The organism is Streptomyces sp. NPDC018019, assembly GCF_044327805.1.
In the GTDB taxonomy this organism is placed as follows: Bacteria; Actinomycetota; Actinomycetes; order Streptomycetales; family Streptomycetaceae; genus Streptomyces.
Map to the genome: position 1 here is coordinate 245,780 of NZ_JBIRGD010000005.1, position 16,064 is coordinate 261,843.

Sequence of the window (16,064 nt, forward strand, 5' to 3'; positions counted from 1 at the left end):
CTGGTCGAGGCCATGGCTCCTCTGTCGCTCTAAACTGGTTCCTTGCCATAACCGGGTTCCTGGCCGTCGTGACTGCGGCATTCCTGTCGTGTAAGGGAGAATTTGCTGCTGCTGTAGCCGTAGCTACAGCCGGCGGCAGTACGTGCTTCGCCAGTCACATCCACGTCAATGTGCAGGTGCGCAGGCGCGAGCCACGTTAACCAGGCAGGCCCCGCCACTGGCGGGGCCTTCAGCCTATTCCCGTGGGTCCGGCGGAGCAGTCAACCACGCCCTCCTACTGCGTGTCAGCGTGGGCTTGCCATTCGTCCTGGAGGATCGCGTACGTGATGGAGTCACGCCATGCTTCCCGGACGTAGACGTGACCGCGGATGCGTCCCTCCTCAACCATGCCGGCGGCGAGGAGGGTCTTGGCGGATGCCTCGTTGCGCGGGGCCCGTGCTGCCCATACGCGGTGGAGGCCGAGTTCGGTGAAGGCCAGGTCGAGGGTCAGCCGTACGGTCTCCCGGCCGTAGCCGACGCCCCAGGTGTCGGGCCGCAGGGCGAAGCCCATGGTGGCGGCCTTCTGCTGGTGGGGGTCGGTGGCCAGGCGGGTGACGCCGATGAGGTCGCCGTCGTCCCCCTGCGTGACGACGGCGAGTACGTACTCTTGGCGCGGGGTGGCGGTGGCTGCGGCGATGCCCCGGGCGACGATGCCGCCGACCTCATCGCGCGTGCGCGGCGTGAAGCTGAGGTGTTCGGTAACCTCCGGGTCGCCGTAGATGGCGTGCACGGCGTCCACGTCGTCGATCGTCAGCTCGCGCAGTGCGAGGCGGGTGCTGTGGCGGGTGACCGGGTACATGACCGCGGATGCTACTCGCCGATCACCGGGGCAGAGCGAGGGGGCGCAGACGACCGAACGCTTCGATCTCCTCCCGCAGGTCGCGCGCCGCCACGGAGTCGCGGCTATATCCGGTGTTCAGCTGGCCAGCGACACGGTTGACGGAGTAGACGATGCCGGCGTTGCGTTGCCGCAGCGGCAGGTCGAGGACTGGGCGGACGGCTTCCATGGCGCCGTCCAGCTCGGCGGTGTACAGCCGGGCCAGTGCCAGGTCGGTCTGTGCTCCGGCGGCGTCACCGAAGGCCCAGTGCGGGTCGGTGGGGTCGCTGTATCCGCGGACCGTCTCCTCGGCCTGTGCCACCAGCCGGGCGTCCCCGTGGCCCAGGAGGGCCTTGGCTTCGACTTCGTAGTAGTCCTGCCGGATCTTGGGGAAGACGAGCAGGCCGCCGAGAGAGTCGAGCTCGTCCGGCTCGCAGAATTCGCGCAGTTCGGTGGCGCGCCGGTTGGCCTGGCGGACGGTCTCCTCGTCGCCGAGCAGGGCGGCGGCGCGGGCTTCCAGGCTGGCCGCCCAGACGGTGACGCTGCCGCGCTGGCCCTCAGCGGTCTTTGCGGCGGAACGCGCGAAGTGCAGGGCCCGGCCGGGCTCGCCCGCCCAGTAGGTGATCAGGGATTTCAGGCCGCTGACCCAGGCTTGCATCGGGGTGTGACCAGCTTTGGTGGCGCAGACGCTGGCGGCGCGGGCGTGCATCATCGCCGAGCCGGGATCGGCCAGGTCGTGACATGCCTTGGCATACATGCCGCTGGTCAGGGCCGACAGCAGGTACAGGTCCCGGGACTGGTCCGGGGTGGCGCGGTCGCCTTCCAGCAGGGTGAACGTTTGCTCTTGGGTTTCGGTGAGGTCATCGAGGATTTCCGCGAGCGGGACGCGGGTGTACCGGGCGGCGAGGTCGCGTACGCGGTCTTGGACGTAGCCCATGGTCTCCTCTCCGATCTGCCCGTGTTCGGCTCCTATCGCGAATTGCATTGCGCGCCGTGCGGCCATGGCTGCTTGCCGTCCCATCTGTTGTAGGTGTGCGCCGTCGTCGGCGCTGGTGTCTGTTGCTGCGGCGCCGTGCGGGTGGGCCGGGGGTAACTGGGCGGGAGCCTGGGCCCACAGTTCATCGATCGAGTAGCCGAACATGTGGACCAGGACTCGCCGGGCGTCCCCGCGAGGGGTGTGCGTGCCGTAGTACCAGCGTTCAAAGGTGGCGTCGGACAGCGTCAGAGCCTTGAGTGCCGGGTTGTTGTCCTCGGCGGCGGCGACTTCCTTGGCTGCCTGCTGGTACCGCGATCGGAATGCCGGGAACGCCTTCCACTCGCGTTGGTCGATCAGCGCCCGGAACAGCGTGTGCATCCTGTGCCTTCCCCTCGGCTCAGCACTTCCCTTTCGACGGTAGAGCTATCTGTTCCCAACTCTCGGCAAAAAGCGGCTGGTTTGCGGACTATGAGGCGCATATGAGGGAGCCGCGCACCGCCCGCCCGCCGCAGTGAGGGAGATGTGAGGTGGGCCTGCGGATGGATCTGGGGTTTGTCAACGAACAGGCTCATAGCGTCTCGCCGAAACGATCGCGGTCCCGGACTCTGCGGAAGCTGTGCCCGTCGTACACCGGTGTGTTCCGTACCGCAGCTGCCGGCTTCGGTCCGTTGGCGAGGCACCTGTGCAAGCACACCGAAGAGCCCGGGGTGATGCTTCCCCGGGGCCCGCCTGCGCCACGCATTGGAGCGCACATGATGCCCCCCGCGAGAATCACGGCCCACGCCTTCGAAGACACGCACCCGTCGTTGATGATGGAAATGGCGCACAGGGATCGGGAGCCGCAACGCCCCTGGGGTGTCGAAGAGTTACAACGAGCTTTGGTCTGCCTCAGGGCTGGCCGTGACGGCGACATCGTCCGCGAGGCTGCCCATGCGGCCGATGCGGTGTTGATGAAGGACGCGCCGCTGCTGGCGGACGCCGAGGTGCACCGCCGCATCGCCGGGCTGAAGAAGCACCTCCAGGACGTGACGGCCCTTCTGAGTGACCAGGCCGCTGAAGACTCTTCGCATGTCCTGCGGCTGCTGCTCGCCCGTGCCCGGCACGTCCAGCAGGAGACGCCGCCCGGCCCGCTGGGCCCGACGCTGCACATGGTGCACCTGGCGGAGGTGCTCCAGCAGCAGGTGTGCTATCTGAGGGCGGGGCCTGACGCCTTGAACCGCTGCCCGGCCCCGCCAGCCGCCGCCGTCGCCGCGCGTCTGCCCCGGCACCGCACCGGGCCGGTCAGCCAACGGCCACCGGCACCGTCCCGGACCCGCCGCCGGCGTGCGGGGTGTGCGCGCCGTGCCGCCGGGGTGTTGCGGCGGCACCCGGGCGCAGCGGTGCTGACGGCCGTGGTGTGCCTGCCGTCCCTGTACGGCCTCGGCGAGCTGGTCACCGTCCTGCGCGCCTGACCGGACGACGTCTTCCGGCCTCCCGTATCGCCCCTTCGCCGGGCCCCGTGGTCCATGCCTGCTCCCGGCGGAGGGGCCCGTCCCTCCCGCTCACTCGCCTCGAAAGAAGCCATGACCTCCCACTCCCTCGTACCACCGTGGTCGGTGCGCCGCCCGGGCCCGGCCCCGCAGTACCTCGGGCGGGTGCGTATAGAGCGCACCCCCGCCGGGCCGATCACCGTGCCGCTCCACGCCAGCGCGCCCCTGCCTGCCACCGCACCTGAGCCCCTCCACACTCCGGATGGTGCGTCGTGAGCGGCATCGAGGTGGAGGTTCGTGACGAGACCGGCCGGGCGCGCCGGCTGGCCCGGCAGATCCGGCAGGTGCTGACCGAGGCGGCACCGCGGCTGGAGGAGATCACCGGCCTGGCCACGCCCACGGTCACCTTCCGGCTGGTCACGCCCCGCACCTGGCGGAGGGAGGTGGTGGCCTACGTCGAGCGTGGCGTGCAGCAGGCGTTCGCCGGCTCTGAGGTCTACGAGCGCGAGCGGGCGGAAGCCGCGCACAAGGTGGAGTCCTGGCGCAGGAGGACGGCGCTGACCTGGCCGCTGCAGGAGGGCATGACGCTGACCGACCCGGACGGCCGGCCGCAGACGCTCATCGCGCCGCGGGCCCTGCACCACACCGGGATCCGGCGCGACCGCCTGGCCCTGCACCGGTTTCTGGTGCACGAGTGCGTTCATCACGGGCAGGTGCTCGCCAGCCAGGGCGCGGTCGTCCCGCCCCGCCTGTCGGTGCGCCGCTACGCCTTCGACGACCGTGCGGTGCCCGTCCTGTTCGAGGGCCACGCCGAATGGGCCGAACGCCACTACACCAGCGAGACGTTCGGCGGGCCGTCGGCCGAGAACGTCTTACGTCGTTCCTGGCGCTACCGGCTGCATCAGCGGCTCTGTCGCGAGCAGAACCGCCGCGCACAGCAGCACACCCCCGCCCCGCCGGAACCATCTGGTACGGCCCTGGACCCGCGCGACGACGGGGCGCGCTTCGTCGCCGCGGCCGTGGCCGGTGTCGGTGACATCGCGCGATTCAACAAGGTCTGGCACGAGCTGTGCCTGGTGCCGACCGACGAAGAGATCCACCAGCCCGAGGCGTGGCTGCGCCGCGTCGGCCTATGAGACCGCGCGCCCCCAGCCCCGTACTCCTCTCCATGGACACAAGAGAACGAGCCCGCCATGACCATCCCCGTAACCGCACCAGCAGAACCCGCCACCGGCGTCCCCTGGCCGCCGGAACTCGTCCCGTACGTCAGCCGCTGGAGCGCCGAGCATGAACTTCCCGCCCCCGTCATTCTCGCCCGGGGCGGGGACGGGATCGCCTTCGCGGACGAGCAGCTGCACGACCGGGACCGGCACGGTGTGCTGTGGGTCCGGCGCCAGGTCAACCAGGGCGCAGGCAGTCCGCTGTTTGCCAAGGTGCACTCGGTGCGCCAGCGGTACGCGATGCGGCGCCTGCGCTGCCAGGTGTGCCGCCAGCCGGCCGACCGCAACGGGCAGGGCATCAGGTGGCTGCTGGAAGACGGCCGCGCCGACCGGCCGGACTGGCCGGACGGCGAGCTGACCGTCCACCCGCCCGTATGCCGCGGCCACTGCGTCGAGAAGGTCACCGAGCGGTGCCCGCACCTGCGGGACAACTGGGTCACCGTGCGCGTACGCGAACCGCTCCTCGACGGCATCTTCGGACGGCTCTACCTCCCCGGCCGGCCGCTGCCCGTCCCGGCCGCGAAGGTGATCCGGCTCTACGACGCCCCGGACGTGCGCTGGGTGCTGGCTTCCCAGCTCGTGGCCACCCTGACCGGCTGCACCGTCGAATCGGCCTGGGCACCGCAGCCCTCCCCCGCCACCGGCACCCGCCCCGGACCCGCCCCCTCACGCACCGGTGCCACACACGCTCGAAGGAGAAGCCGATGACAACCCCCAACCCGGCGCACGTCACCCCGCGGGAGAAGCAACTGCTCATCCTGGTCGCACAGGGCAAAAAGAACCAGGAGATCGCAGACGCACTGTTCCTGGCCCCGACGAGCGTGCGCACCTACCTGGTCTCGCTACGCCGCAAACTCGGCGTCAACGGTCACCGCGCGGCCTTGGCCCGCATCGCCTTCCGCGACCGGCACCTGGACCCCGGCATGCCTCGGGGCCAAGCCCCCACGCTGGACGGCGGTGAGAAGCGTCTGCTGCGGACCGTGGCCACCGGCCTGACGCTGACCGAGATCGCAGAGCAGACCGGCCAGTCCTCCGACCAGGTCAAAGTCCGCGTGGCGCAGCTGTTCAGCAAGCTGGGGGCCGAGGACCGCATCGACGCGATGCGCATCTGCGAGCAGCACCGCCTCCTCAACGAGACCGCGTCCGGCTCCGGCCCGGCCGACCCTGCCCGCACCGGCCGGGCGGCCTGAAAGCGTCCGCTCGGTACGCCGGAGCGATCACACCCGGCGCACCGAGCGGCACCCACTCACCATCCCTCCATCCACGCCGCGAGGAACCCCATGACCGAGCACAACACCAGCGAGCCGGACGACCAGAACCCGCCGGAGGGCGAGGGCTGCATCGGCTGCGGCACCACCGAGGGCCGCTGCATGGACCCCAGCCGGCACGGCCTGATGTAACGGCCGTCAACGCGTCGTGAAAGGACTGCTCATGTGCCAGCACCAGCCGCCCTGCCCGACGGCCGACGCCACCGACCGGGACGCCGCCCACCTGATCGCCTCCCATCCGGAACAGGGCTGGAGCCTGTTGTGCAACGGTGTCGTGCACTTCGAGGACACCGGGGATCTGCTGCCCGACGGCCAGGTGATCCGCCCGTGCCGACCCGGCCGCCGTGAAGTGGCAGGCAGGGTGACGTGACCTACCGCCTCAACCCCCAATCACGGCTGCTGAAGGGCACGACTTGGCAACCGTGTGAGGCTCCCGCCACCGCGCTGCGGGCCCCGCACACCATGTACGTCTCCCCCGCCATCAAGGGCGCCTTCGCCGGCATCCACCGCATCGACACCTGGTTCGGCGCCCGACTGCTACGGGCACTCACCATGCACCTGATCATCTCCGGCACCTGGACGCACTCCGTCGAGCGCGGGCTGTACTGCGTACGCGACCGGAGCAACAACCGCGGCCTGTGCCACCAGATGGTCGTGGGGAAAACCGGGCTGCACGCCTACGAGTACCGCACCAGCCACCCGGCGGCGTCCTGCCACCTCCAGGCGAACCCGCCACCGCAAGGAGCACGGTTGTGGCTCCCGCCGGTACACGGAGCCCTGCCCCCCGCCGACAGCATTCTTCCCTGGCGCTACCTGCTCTCGTTCAGTTCATCGCTGCCGGTCAGGATGAGCGAAGACGTGGTGTGGGACTACGCCCAGCACGTGAACAGCGGCGGCGTTCTCCCGCCGCTCGCCGACGCCTACATAGCCGCGGCGCAACGCGCACGAACCGTTGCCGAGCTGGCCCCCCGCCGGCCCGGCCGCTACGAGGTCAGCGACGATGACGGCCTTGCGTGGCAAGTGCTGGTCGACCGCCGTATCCACGAGAAACCTCTCGTCAGGGGCATCCGGCACACGGTAGGGCGGTTCGACAAGCCCGTTCGGCGCATGCGCAGCCCGGGCATCCCCTTCCAAGTGCCCATCGCTGATCGCCCGCCGCTCCGCGGACGCCCTGGGCACAGCGAACACGCTGATCCGTCCAGTGCCAGGTGCGAATGGTGAAGGCCCCACATGCGTAGGACGCGGGGCCTTCACTACGCCTTCTGGAGAGTGCGGTTCCAGTTGTTCAACGGCGAGTAGGCCGGTGTGCGGCCTCCCATAGTCGGCCGGCCGCTACGGGCGAGTTCCAGACTTCTCATACCACTGGCGCCACAGTGACGTCTGAGCCACGAGCAGCCCAAAGCGGCTCAGTCGACGCACGGTAAACAGGCGCTTGAAGCGGAAGTTGTTATTCAAGTGAAGCATGATGCTCATGGGACGCAAAGGATGCTCGGGTTCCCTGGGGCTGACGCATTCAAACCCTGCTTTGAGAGACGTCCAGAACACTGAACATAGGGCCGCTAATCGCACGGACGCTCGACTTCGTGTTGGTAGCTTCCTCCTCGTCGCCTCAAGAGGGGCGACATGCTGAGAAGGGGGAACAAATGACCATTGTCCGCCGTATGGCTGGCGTTGGGCTGTCGACCGTTGCCATGGTGGGGGCCATGGCGGCCTTCGGGCCGTCGGCTCAGGCCGCACCTGCCATCACCGCCGGCACCTCCTGCGTCAACACCGGCAGTGGCAGCCTGTGTCTGTCCGCCGACCCGAAGGGTTACGACATCAGCTACCACAAGACGCGTGGTGGCAAGGCACACGCGGACTTCAACCTGGTGTGTGACAACGGGCGTTGGTTCGGTGACGAGGGGTCGTTCTACATCTCCGCGGGGCAGGTGAGGACCTACGTCTTCTCCGTGGGCAGCCAGGGCGCCTGCCGTGGCAAGCTGATCGACAAGAACACTGGGGGCACCTGGATGACCGGCAAGGTCAGCCGGTAACCAAGCCAATACCTGGGCGCATCAGCGTCCCAGCACCAACGCGGGGCCGGAGCAGGGATTTCCCTCTCCGGCCCCGCCGGTGTTTCCGCCCGCCGGCCGGATGCCCTCTACCGCTGGAACAGGTTGCGCCCCACGTCCGCGGGCACCTGTTCACGGACCGGAGTGCTGCCGGGACCGGGACGGCTCCTGCCCGGAATAGGTACGGGGCTCACGCGGCGCAGCAGCACCACCCCGTCCCGGCGCCACACATCCTGATACCCATGGGCCAGCAGCAGACTGATCCGGTCGCGCTGTTCGGTCACCGTGGCGAAGGGGAAGGCACGTTTCTTCTCCCGCATCAGGACCCAGTCGGCTCCGCGCGGGGTCGCATCGACGATGACGACGTCGGTTCGGGCCGTCAGACGCGGGGCGATGGTGTTGTCCGCCTCGACGGTGGCTCCGTCGGGGATGCGCCCGGCCGCCTGGGCCAGGGCGCGTTTGTCTGCCGGGGGCCGCCAGGAGCCCGGGTACACCAGGATGCCCAAGCCGAGGAAGACCGCGGCCGCCGAGCTCAGCATGAGGCCGGCGATCGCCCATCGCCCCGGAAGCCGGGGGCACCGGGCAGCCGGTTGCCTCACTCGGCGTCGATGCCGCCGCGCCAAGGTTTCCAGGGCGGCGGTGAGCAGGATCGGCCACAGGAAAGCGTCGTAATGGTTGATCACGGGCCAGTGGTTGGGGTTGTCGGACAGCACCCGTTCCGCCAGCAACGGCAGCGCGAGAAGCATGGTGGGCGAGCCCAGCGGCAGCAGCGCCAGAGTGCCCAACACCCATGCGAGCATGGCCACCTTGATGGCCGGGGTACAGGCGACCTGAAGTAGCACCCATGGTTCGGCGAGGATGTGCCGCAAGGCGCCGCCCGGGGCTGCTCCCAGGCGGCCGTAGGACCAGTAGTAGCCGGCTGGGCTGCCCATCACCGGCAGGAACCAGGTGATCACGGCAGCGGAGACCAGTGGCCCGGCCACCATCACCGCTACGCCTATGGCCCGTCCGGCGCGGTGGCCCGAGCGGTGTGCGCGTACCGCCAGGACGAGCCCGAAGATCCCGGCCACCAGCCCCATGTCTTCTTTGACCGTGCACAGCAGAGCCGCCCACAGCGCCGCGGCGCCGTAGCGGCGGGCCAGGCCCCGCTCGATCATCAGCAGGGTGATCGGCACGGCGAAGGCCACCTCGTGGAAGCCGGCGTACGAGGCGTTCAGCAGCGGCCAGCCCAGCGCATACACCAGCCCCGCCCCATCGGCCGCTCGCCGCGTGACAGACGGAGCGGCGTCTGCGAAGCAGTACCGGGCGATCCTGCGCACCACGGGCACCCCGGCGGCGAACAGGATCGCCTGGGCGAGGATGAGCATCCGCGGGTCGTCCCACACCCAGTACAGCGGCGCCAACAGTGCCAGCACAGGAGAGAAGTGATCACCCAGGAGGGAGAAGTCCGGCGGGAACTCGTGATGCACGTTCTTGATCGGCGACCTAGGCAGCTCAAAATGGGCATACGACCGAATTGCCTGGTCGAAGATCCCGAGATCGAAGCCCGTCACCCGCAGGGCCGTCCAGGACTGCCACCCCAAACCGCAGCACACGAGAAAACACAACAGCGCCAGCGCCCAGCCCCGCCCTGCGCCACCGCGCCACGGCGCAGGGGTCGACGAGCACGGCCGCTCAAGGTCGCCAACCGAGACAGCAGCCTGCCCAGCCGGGCGCTGACGTGGTAAGTAGACGGCGCCCTGGCCCGGTATTCGGTCCCGTCGCAGAATCATGGCGACGACGCTACTTCGCCCGGCCGCGCCGCGTCCCGAAACTTGATCCACACGCCCTGCACCGGCCTACCCAGGTCAACTCTGAGAGGCAGCGAACAAGCTGATGCCTCCAGCGCCAGGTGTGAACGGTGAAGGCCCCGCATCCATGGGAGGCGGGGCCTTCACTACACCTCTTGGAAAGGGTGCCTTCACCCTAGCAGTGGCTACCGACAGTCCCGCCCGGCATTCGACCACACGACGCTTAAGCGTATTCTGCTACTCCTGGTTCGGGACGGGAGAGGAGACCGTTGTGGCGAAGCCGCTGCTGTTTGGCCGTAAGGAAATCGCGCGGGTGTACAACATCGCACCGACAGCGGTCAGTGACCGATGGGTGCCGGCCGGGATCTTGTCGTACGAGGATGCGGCGATCGTCTCCGGCAAGCCGTTCTGGCCGGGCGGGCTCGTCATTGACGTTGCGCTGCCGCCCGGCGGCAAGGGGCGCCAGTTGGATGAGGGTCTGCTGGAGGAGGTGCTGGAGGAACAGCAGGCGACCTCACGCCCGAAGAGGAAGGGCGAGCTGCCGCCCCTGGTCGGCACGCAAGAGTATGGAGAGCTGTTCGGGGTCGGCGAGGTGGCAGCTGCCCAGGCGGCGACTCGGAACACGGGGATGCTGCCGCCGGCGGACTATGTGCTGTCGGGCTCCCGCGTGTGGCTCCTGGACACGGTGCTCGATGCCGCCGAGGTGACGATGCAGAAGTCCCGGAAGTCCACATGGCAGCTCCAGCAGGAGGTTGCGGAGGCGTTGCGGGCGGGCCGGTACGACGGGCCGGGTTCGTTCATCGCGAAGCGCGGTGCGGCCGCGAAGAAGGCGCAGCAGGAGCAGTAAGGCGGGGCAGGTGGCGGTGGTGACCAGGCGGTCATCGCCGCCATTTCCGTAGTTGACCCCCACCCCAAACATAGTAGAATTTATTCACCGAAGGGGGGCATGTTGATCAGGTGCGCCCCATGCCGCAAAATAGGCCGCAGCATTTGAACGGAGGGGGAGGATCATGGTTCCCGAACAGCTGGAACTGCCCGTTGCGCCTTTGCGGCACCCCGAGACGCCCGGAAGCGCGAGCATCCAGGACCGTTTCGAGTCGTTTCACCAGCTCAACCCGTGGATCCTGGACCAGCTGGAGGCGCTGACCGCCGACTGCGTCAATCAAGGAATCAAGCGCGTGGGCATCGGGATGCTGTTCGAGGTCCTGCGCTGGCAGTACGGCAGGGCGACTCGCGGCGAGTCGTGGAAGCTGAACAACGACTACCGGTCCAGGTACGTGCGCAAGCTCATCGACCTGCACCCAGAGTGGTCGCACCTCTTCGAGCTTCGGGGCCTTCGCTCGGCTTAGTAATAGGCCGTCGTTTTTAAAACCTCTTGGACTGGAGCTACCGTATGACCACCCCTACCGTCCCGAAGCTGCGCACCCGCAAGCCGACGGGCGCCATCCCTTGGCCGAAGATCCTGCTCGAAGGTGAAGAGAAGGCAGGCAAGAGCTACCTGGCCGCCTCCTTCACCGGGTGCGACCGCACCGGCCAGGCGTACTGGCTGGAACTCGGCGAGGACACCGCCGACGAGTACGCCGCCGTACCCGGGGCCGACTACTTGCTGATCGAGCACAACGGCACCTACCGCGACATTCTCGGCCAGATCGAAGCCGTGCACGCCGAAGCCAAGCGCGCCGCCGCCGCAGGAGAGCCGCCCGTCGTGCTGGTGATCGACTCGGTATCTCTGCTGTGGCGGATGCTCGTGAACTGGACGCAGGACCGCGGCCGGCGCAGCAAGGCCGGGCAGAAGAAGCTGCGCTTTGACCCTGACGCGGAGATCAAGCCGGGCATGAACCTGTGGAACGACGCCACTGAGCGGTGGAACCGGGTGATGTACCTGGTGCGCACCATGCCCGGCATCGTGCTTCTGCTGGCGCGCGGCAAGGAAGTGCAGGCCATCGACGGAGCGGGAGAGCCCATACCGAACACGAAGACCTGGCGCGTCGAGGGCCAGAAGTCGCTCGCGTTCGACGCCACCGTGTGGGTGCGGCTGCTGCGCGGCGACGATCACGCCTACGTGGTGGGGGCCCGCTCCCTGAAGTTCCAGGTCCCCCGCGAGGGCAAGCCCAAGGCGATGCCGAACTTCTCGATCGAGTCGCTGGTCTTCGACCTGATGGGCTGCGGCCCCCACTCGGCGCCGCGCCAGGCCCCGCAGTTGACCGGGGACCTGGCTCAGCCCTGGATCGCGAAGGTGGAGGAGACGGCCGAGAAGCACGGGGTTCCGGGGCTTCAGAAGCTGTGGAAGGAGGTCGGGGCGGACAAGACCTTGACCCGGGACGAGGTCAACGTGGTGCGTCACGCGATCACCCAGCAGGTAGCGGCGTTGAAGAACCCGCCGAAGATCGAGGACCCGACGAGCGACGCGGCCAGGCTGCGTGCCGCGGTCCTCGCCGAGCAGGACGAGCAGGGCGAACCGGAGCCGGATCCGTTCGATGAGGACCCGTACGCCCCCACCGCCTGATCTTCCCTGCCTCGTTTCACGCTGGCCCGCCGTTGCGGGCGAGCCAGCGTGCCCTTTTGGAGAACCGCGTGACTGCAACACTGACCGAGCCTGCCCCGGTGTCGATCTGGGATGCCGCTGCCGCCGTCGACGCCCGGCGCCCCCGGTCACAGCAACGACAGCTCGGAGCGTCCGACACCGTGTGCCAACGGCGCGCCGGATACGTCGTGCACCAGGTACCGCCCACGGACACGCCGGACAAGAAGGCCGCGATCCTCGGCACCTACATCCACGCCGGACTGCTGGAGTCGGCCCGCACCGAATACGGCTGGCTGGTGGAACGCGCCGTCGCCGACGACCGGATCCGCGGGCACATCGACGTCGTACAGCTGGATGCCGCAACGGCTGCTCGCCTGCCGAAACGGCACCGGCCACGCCAGCCGGCCGAGGTGCTGACGGTGGAGGACGTGAAGACGAAGTCCAGCCGCGTATGGGACCGGGTCGTGCGGTACGGGCCGACGGCCGCTGAGATGCGGCAGGTCCTGCTGTACGCCGATCTGCTGCGCACAGTCGGATTCGCTGATGTGCCGGGGCAGCGATACCTGCACCGGATAGGCCCGGTGAACGTCGAACGAATCCGCTTCCGCTTCATCTGCCGGGACACGGGCGAAGAGCACATTGACGAGATCGACTTCGATCCATGGCTGGCGGATGAGGCCCGGTGGTGGGTGGACCGGGTTCTGGAAGCAGACTCCCCCGAGGAGTTGTCCCGTGATCACGACGGTCCGGGGTTGCCGACGAAGACGCTGTGCGACTACTGCCCGTGGGCGTCGGCGTGCTGGCCAGGCGCGGCTCCGGGCACCCCGGTGCAGACGATCTTGGTGCACGACGACGAAGACCGCGCCGCGGCCCTGGCGGAGTACCACCGTCACCGTGAGCGGGAGAGCGCGTCGAGGAAGCGCAAGCAAGTGCTGCGGGCGATGCTCGACGACTCACCCGAGGGCGCCTACGGGGACAACGCGCTGAGCTGGGGCGGCGGTAACCCGAAGGAGGAGCCCGACGTTCAGGCGTTGGTCGACACATTCGAGAACGCCGGGCTGACGGTTCCCATGGTTCCGGACGTGGACGGCATGGTGGCCGTGGCCCGTCGCGCCGGCGTGGCGGTGCCGATGCGCAATGCGGCGGGGCAGAAGACGCCGCGCACCATCAACGTCACACGTACCCGCAAACGCCCCTGAAGCCCTCTTGGGCGGCCCCGTACGCGCGGTGCGGGGTTCGCCCTTCCTTTTGATCTTTTCGCGCCCTGTGCTGCCTTGGAGGCATGTTCCGTGACCATTCTGCGCCGCCACCTGAGTTCCGGGTTCACGGTGTTGCCCAACAGCACCTTGAACGATGAGCGGCTCAGTTTTCGGGCTCGGGGCATCCTGGCGTGGCTGATATCGAAGCCGGACAACTGGCAGGTGCGGATCACGGCGATCGCGGCTGCGGGCAAAGAGGGCCGTGAAGCCGTGGCGGAGGCGGTGCGGGAGCTGAAGAGGTTCGGCTACTACCGGGTGGTGACCGAGCGGGGGCCTGGTGGAAGGTTCGTGCGGTTCACCGAGGTGTACGACACGGCACAGGACTGGGCGGCTGAGGAGTACGAGCAGCTGGAGGTACGCCGGTTGTCCAGGAAGCTGGCCAAGAAGCTGGAGTCCGAGGCGCAGGATCCATCGGCGACCGAAGACGGGTTTCCGGGGGTCGGTTCACCGGGGGTCGGTTCACCGGAGGCGGGTGCTCCGGGGGTTCTAGGTAGTAACCACAACCAACACCTTCAGAAAGAGATCCCCCCTACCCCCGCGGCTGATGCCGCAGGGGAGCCGTTGCCCGGTGGCGGTGGGGAGCCTGCGTCTGCCGCCGTGGAGGTGGAGGGGATGTCGAGCCGGGGGTGTGCCGCTCACCGGGATGTTCCGGGGCGTTCGTGCCGGGCGTGTGGGACGAGTCCGCGTGCGCAGCGTGAGGCGGAGAAACGGGCAGAGAGGGAGCGGGTCAAACGGGCTGAGCGGGCGGCGAATGAGAGCACGTTGGCGGAGGTTCGGAGTCGGCCGGGTGGGGATGGCTTGTCTGAGGTGGCTCGGCGCCGGATTGAGGAGATGCGCAAGGCGCGGCAGCGGGCCGTGGACGAGTGCGCTGAGACGGGGGTGACGCCACCCAAAAATAGGCCGCCGTTTATGATTCCGAGCGGACCTTTCACCGGTCACCACCCCTGGAGCAAGCAGGGCAGCCAGCCAAGGGACGTCAGCGACTACTGGCGCCCGGCAAAGGCAACGGGACCCCCACCGGAGGCGGCGAGCAGAGACAGGCAGTAATAGGCCGCAACTTTAGAGATAGGTAGGACATGGTGGACACATCCACTCCCGCGCCGACCGACCCCACAGAGCCGCATGAGCCGACAGCGCCCCCCTCCGCGATCACGACGGAGCTGGCGGAAGAGGACCGGCAGATGGCCGTTCACGGATTCTTCTCCGCGGCCGAGCTGCTGGAGTTCATCGATCTCGCCGACGCGAAAGCGCGCGCCGCGTGGGCGGTGCGCCACTTCGCGCGACCGACAACCCCCCGCCGCATACGGCGCGTACAGGGCGAGCCCGACGCCGGAGCCCCAACCCGCTGGACTCCCGACCGGGGTGGATTCACGTACGAGGTGCAGACGTCTTCGGGCACACGCGCCGGGCGCCTGTCATGGACGGACGTGCACGACAGGCTCACCGAGCGGCTGACGCCCGTGCGCTACGGGGCCCTGCGCCAAGCAGTCGAGGCCGAACAGGCCCACGAAGCGGCGTACGTGACGTGCCCCCTCCCCTACCGGACAGCCGAGCTGTGGGACGCCCTCTTTTACCGCTCATGGTCACGCCGCTCGGCCGCCCTGTCCCTGCGCTCGACAGCCGCACTGAACGCTATTGCGCCTGCCGCCGCGGCCCACCCGCCCCTCTTCTGACGTCGCGAGGAACATTTCGTGATCACCCCCACCAAGCCGTCCACCTGGATCGACCTTGTGCCGTGCGCCGCCAGGGACGGCTACGTGCCCGACGCCTCACAGGTTGACTCCCCCAGCGAGTTGATCGCCGCGAGCACTCCACTGATGCAGGATTGCGCGGACTCCTGCCTATTCATCTCACGGTGCTACGAGCGGGTGCGCCCGGAAGCCGGCCGGTTCGACGGCGTGTGCGCAGCCCGGTTGTGGATCAACGGAAGGGTGATCGCGAAGGCCGAGGGCGCTCCGGCGCTAGGCAAGCTGCCGTCGCGGGCCGGGAGTTGCGGCACCAGTGGCGGGGTGGCCGGTCACGAGCGAGTGGGGGAGCCTTTGTGCGGACAGTGCCGGGAAGTGGCGCTGCGCGCCCAGGTGCGCTCGGCCGGCCCGGCGAGTATCCGCAAGCGGTCACGGGGCAAGAGTTCCGCCACGGCGGCGGCGTGATTGAACTGCGGGCCGGGGGGAACTGCAAGCCCGCGCGCAGTGCGCCGCCAGGCTTCTGGCCTGCGCGTTCGTGATTGACACCCCCACTACGCATAGTAGAATTTAGCTATAACAGGGAGGGGGAACCCACCTGCTGAACGAAAGGACTCCCCATGAACGCGCCCACACCCGACCCGCTGACCGTGCTCGCAACCGCCACCGAATACAGCATCACCGAGCGCCAGGCGGAGGCCGCGCTCCTGCTGGCAGCGAACTACCTGGTGGACAGCTGGCAGTTGCACGCCGACGCGAGCGGCCAGGACCGCAGCGACGGACCAGCCATGGAGCGGTGGGCGCAGCAGTTCACTCCCTGCCACCGCCGAGCCGTACTTGAGGAGTCCATCACCGCCCTCCTCGCCGCCGGCACCGAGCCCTCCTCGATGTCCCGATGCGCGTTCTCCGGCCCCCGGCTGCCGCGCGTCATGCGCACCAGCCGACCCCGCGTACACATCCGCTGACCAC

General features: G+C 68.7%; 18 protein-coding genes. 15 read left to right on the top strand and 3 right to left on the bottom strand.

Annotated elements, in window-relative coordinates:
- Positions 1–274 precede the first annotated feature (274 nt).
- Together ACH4FX_RS11205 and ACH4FX_RS11210 are read right to left on the bottom strand one after the other, a co-directional pair.
- Positions 275–838 carry a GNAT family N-acetyltransferase gene (locus ACH4FX_RS11205; protein ID WP_398477443.1) on the bottom strand — a complete coding sequence of 188 codons (564 nt, stop codon included), beginning with the start codon at positions 836–838 and terminating at the stop codon, positions 275–277.
- A gap of 22 nt (positions 839–860) precedes the next feature.
- A complete protein-coding gene (locus ACH4FX_RS11210; protein WP_398477445.1) occupies positions 861–2,210 on the bottom strand; it encodes a hypothetical protein in 1,350 nt (449 codons plus the stop codon).
- Between the two features lie 572 nt (positions 2,211–2,782).
- Between ACH4FX_RS11210 and ACH4FX_RS11215 the strand changes: the two genes are divergently transcribed.
- The 7 genes from ACH4FX_RS11215 to ACH4FX_RS11245 all read left to right on the top strand — a co-directional run bounded on the left by ACH4FX_RS11215 (position 2,783) and on the right by ACH4FX_RS11245 (position 7,822).
- Positions 2,783–3,283 (top strand): hypothetical protein, encoded by a 501-nt coding sequence (locus ACH4FX_RS11215; protein WP_398477447.1) that lies wholly within the window; start codon positions 2,783–2,785, stop codon positions 3,281–3,283.
- Positions 3,284–3,573: 290 nt separating this feature from the next.
- Positions 3,574–4,437: a hypothetical protein gene (locus tag ACH4FX_RS11220; RefSeq protein ID WP_398477448.1), complete on the top strand. Its 864-nt coding sequence runs from the start codon at positions 3,574–3,576 to the stop codon at positions 4,435–4,437.
- 57 nt (positions 4,438–4,494) lie between these two features.
- Entirely contained in the window at positions 4,495–5,229 is a 735-nt protein-coding gene (locus ACH4FX_RS11225; protein WP_398477450.1) for a hypothetical protein, read from the top strand.
- Positions 5,226–5,711 (top strand): LuxR C-terminal-related transcriptional regulator, encoded by a 486-nt coding sequence (locus ACH4FX_RS11230; protein ID WP_398477452.1) that lies wholly within the window; start codon positions 5,226–5,228, stop codon positions 5,709–5,711. The genes ACH4FX_RS11225 and ACH4FX_RS11230 overlap by 4 nt, the downstream gene beginning before the upstream one ends.
- Before the next feature lie 241 nt (positions 5,712–5,952).
- On the top strand, positions 5,953–6,159 hold the full coding sequence (locus ACH4FX_RS11235) for a DUF5999 family protein (protein ID WP_398477454.1): 207 nt from the start codon (positions 5,953–5,955) through the stop codon (positions 6,157–6,159).
- A complete protein-coding gene (locus tag ACH4FX_RS11240) occupies positions 6,156–7,010 on the top strand; it encodes a hypothetical protein (protein WP_398477456.1) in 855 nt (284 codons plus the stop codon). Before ACH4FX_RS11235 ends, ACH4FX_RS11240 begins: the two co-directional genes overlap by 4 nt.
- Before the next feature lie 422 nt (positions 7,011–7,432).
- The gene (locus ACH4FX_RS11245) at positions 7,433–7,822 is read left to right on the top strand and encodes a hypothetical protein (protein WP_398477457.1); all 390 of its coding nucleotides are present in this window, start codon (positions 7,433–7,435) and stop codon (positions 7,820–7,822) included.
- A gap of 107 nt (positions 7,823–7,929) precedes the next feature.
- Here ACH4FX_RS11245 and ACH4FX_RS11250 read toward each other — a convergent pair whose 3' ends face one another.
- Positions 7,930–9,393: a DUF2079 domain-containing protein gene (locus tag ACH4FX_RS11250; protein ID WP_398477459.1), complete on the bottom strand. Its 1,464-nt coding sequence runs from the start codon at positions 9,391–9,393 to the stop codon at positions 7,930–7,932.
- Between the two features lie 508 nt (positions 9,394–9,901).
- Here ACH4FX_RS11250 and ACH4FX_RS11255 point away from each other — a divergent pair.
- The 8 genes from ACH4FX_RS11255 (at position 9,902) to ACH4FX_RS11290 (ending at position 16,060) form a co-directional block, all read left to right on the top strand.
- The gene (locus tag ACH4FX_RS11255; RefSeq protein WP_398477460.1) at positions 9,902–10,477 is read left to right on the top strand and encodes a hypothetical protein; all 576 of its coding nucleotides are present in this window, start codon (positions 9,902–9,904) and stop codon (positions 10,475–10,477) included.
- Positions 10,478–10,640: 163 nt separating this feature from the next.
- Positions 10,641–10,979, top strand: a complete 339-nt coding sequence (locus ACH4FX_RS11260) for a hypothetical protein (protein WP_398477462.1) — start codon at positions 10,641–10,643, stop codon at positions 10,977–10,979.
- Positions 10,980–11,023: 44 nt separating this feature from the next.
- Complete coding sequence (locus ACH4FX_RS11265) at positions 11,024–12,136, top strand: AAA family ATPase (RefSeq protein ID WP_398477463.1); 1,113 nt, start codon at positions 11,024–11,026, stop codon at positions 12,134–12,136.
- A gap of 32 nt (positions 12,137–12,168) precedes the next feature.
- On the top strand, positions 12,169–13,353 hold the full coding sequence (locus tag ACH4FX_RS11270; protein ID WP_398477465.1) for a PD-(D/E)XK nuclease family protein: 1,185 nt from the start codon (positions 12,169–12,171) through the stop codon (positions 13,351–13,353).
- Between the two features lie 90 nt (positions 13,354–13,443).
- Entirely contained in the window at positions 13,444–14,460 is a 1,017-nt protein-coding gene (locus ACH4FX_RS11275; protein WP_398477467.1) for a hypothetical protein, read from the top strand.
- Positions 14,461–14,594: 134 nt separating this feature from the next.
- Positions 14,595–15,086, top strand: a complete 492-nt coding sequence (locus ACH4FX_RS11280) for a hypothetical protein (RefSeq protein ID WP_398477469.1) — start codon at positions 14,595–14,597, stop codon at positions 15,084–15,086.
- An 18-nt stretch (positions 15,087–15,104) separates the two neighbouring features.
- Positions 15,105–15,563 carry a hypothetical protein gene (locus ACH4FX_RS11285; protein ID WP_398477471.1) on the top strand — a complete coding sequence of 153 codons (459 nt, stop codon included), beginning with the start codon at positions 15,105–15,107 and terminating at the stop codon, positions 15,561–15,563.
- 152 nt (positions 15,564–15,715) lie between these two features.
- Positions 15,716–16,060 (top strand): hypothetical protein, encoded by a 345-nt coding sequence (locus ACH4FX_RS11290; protein ID WP_398477473.1) that lies wholly within the window; start codon positions 15,716–15,718, stop codon positions 16,058–16,060.
- The last annotated feature ends 4 nt before the right edge of the window (positions 16,061–16,064 follow it).

Coding starts and splice junctions, on each gene's coding strand:
- ACH4FX_RS11245 (WP_398477457.1), top strand. CDS start 7,433: ATGACCATTGTCCGCCGTATGGCTGGCGTTGGGCTGTCGACCGTTGCC.
- ACH4FX_RS11235 (WP_398477454.1), top strand. CDS start 5,953: ATGTGCCAGCACCAGCCGCCCTGCCCGACGGCCGACGCCACCGACCGG.
- ACH4FX_RS11260 (WP_398477462.1), top strand. CDS start 10,641: ATGGTTCCCGAACAGCTGGAACTGCCCGTTGCGCCTTTGCGGCACCCC.
- ACH4FX_RS11205 (WP_398477443.1), bottom strand. CDS start 838: ATGTACCCGGTCACCCGCCACAGCACCCGCCTCGCACTGCGCGAGCTG.
- ACH4FX_RS11265 (WP_398477463.1), top strand. CDS start 11,024: ATGACCACCCCTACCGTCCCGAAGCTGCGCACCCGCAAGCCGACGGGC.
- ACH4FX_RS11210 (WP_398477445.1), bottom strand. CDS start 2,210: ATGCACACGCTGTTCCGGGCGCTGATCGACCAACGCGAGTGGAAGGCG.
- ACH4FX_RS11230 (WP_398477452.1), top strand. CDS start 5,226: ATGACAACCCCCAACCCGGCGCACGTCACCCCGCGGGAGAAGCAACTG.
- ACH4FX_RS11215 (WP_398477447.1), top strand. CDS start 2,783: ATGAAGGACGCGCCGCTGCTGGCGGACGCCGAGGTGCACCGCCGCATC.
- ACH4FX_RS11290 (WP_398477473.1), top strand. CDS start 15,716: ATGAACGCGCCCACACCCGACCCGCTGACCGTGCTCGCAACCGCCACC.
- ACH4FX_RS11225 (WP_398477450.1), top strand. CDS start 4,495: ATGACCATCCCCGTAACCGCACCAGCAGAACCCGCCACCGGCGTCCCC.
- ACH4FX_RS11280 (WP_398477469.1), top strand. CDS start 14,595: ATGGCCGTTCACGGATTCTTCTCCGCGGCCGAGCTGCTGGAGTTCATC.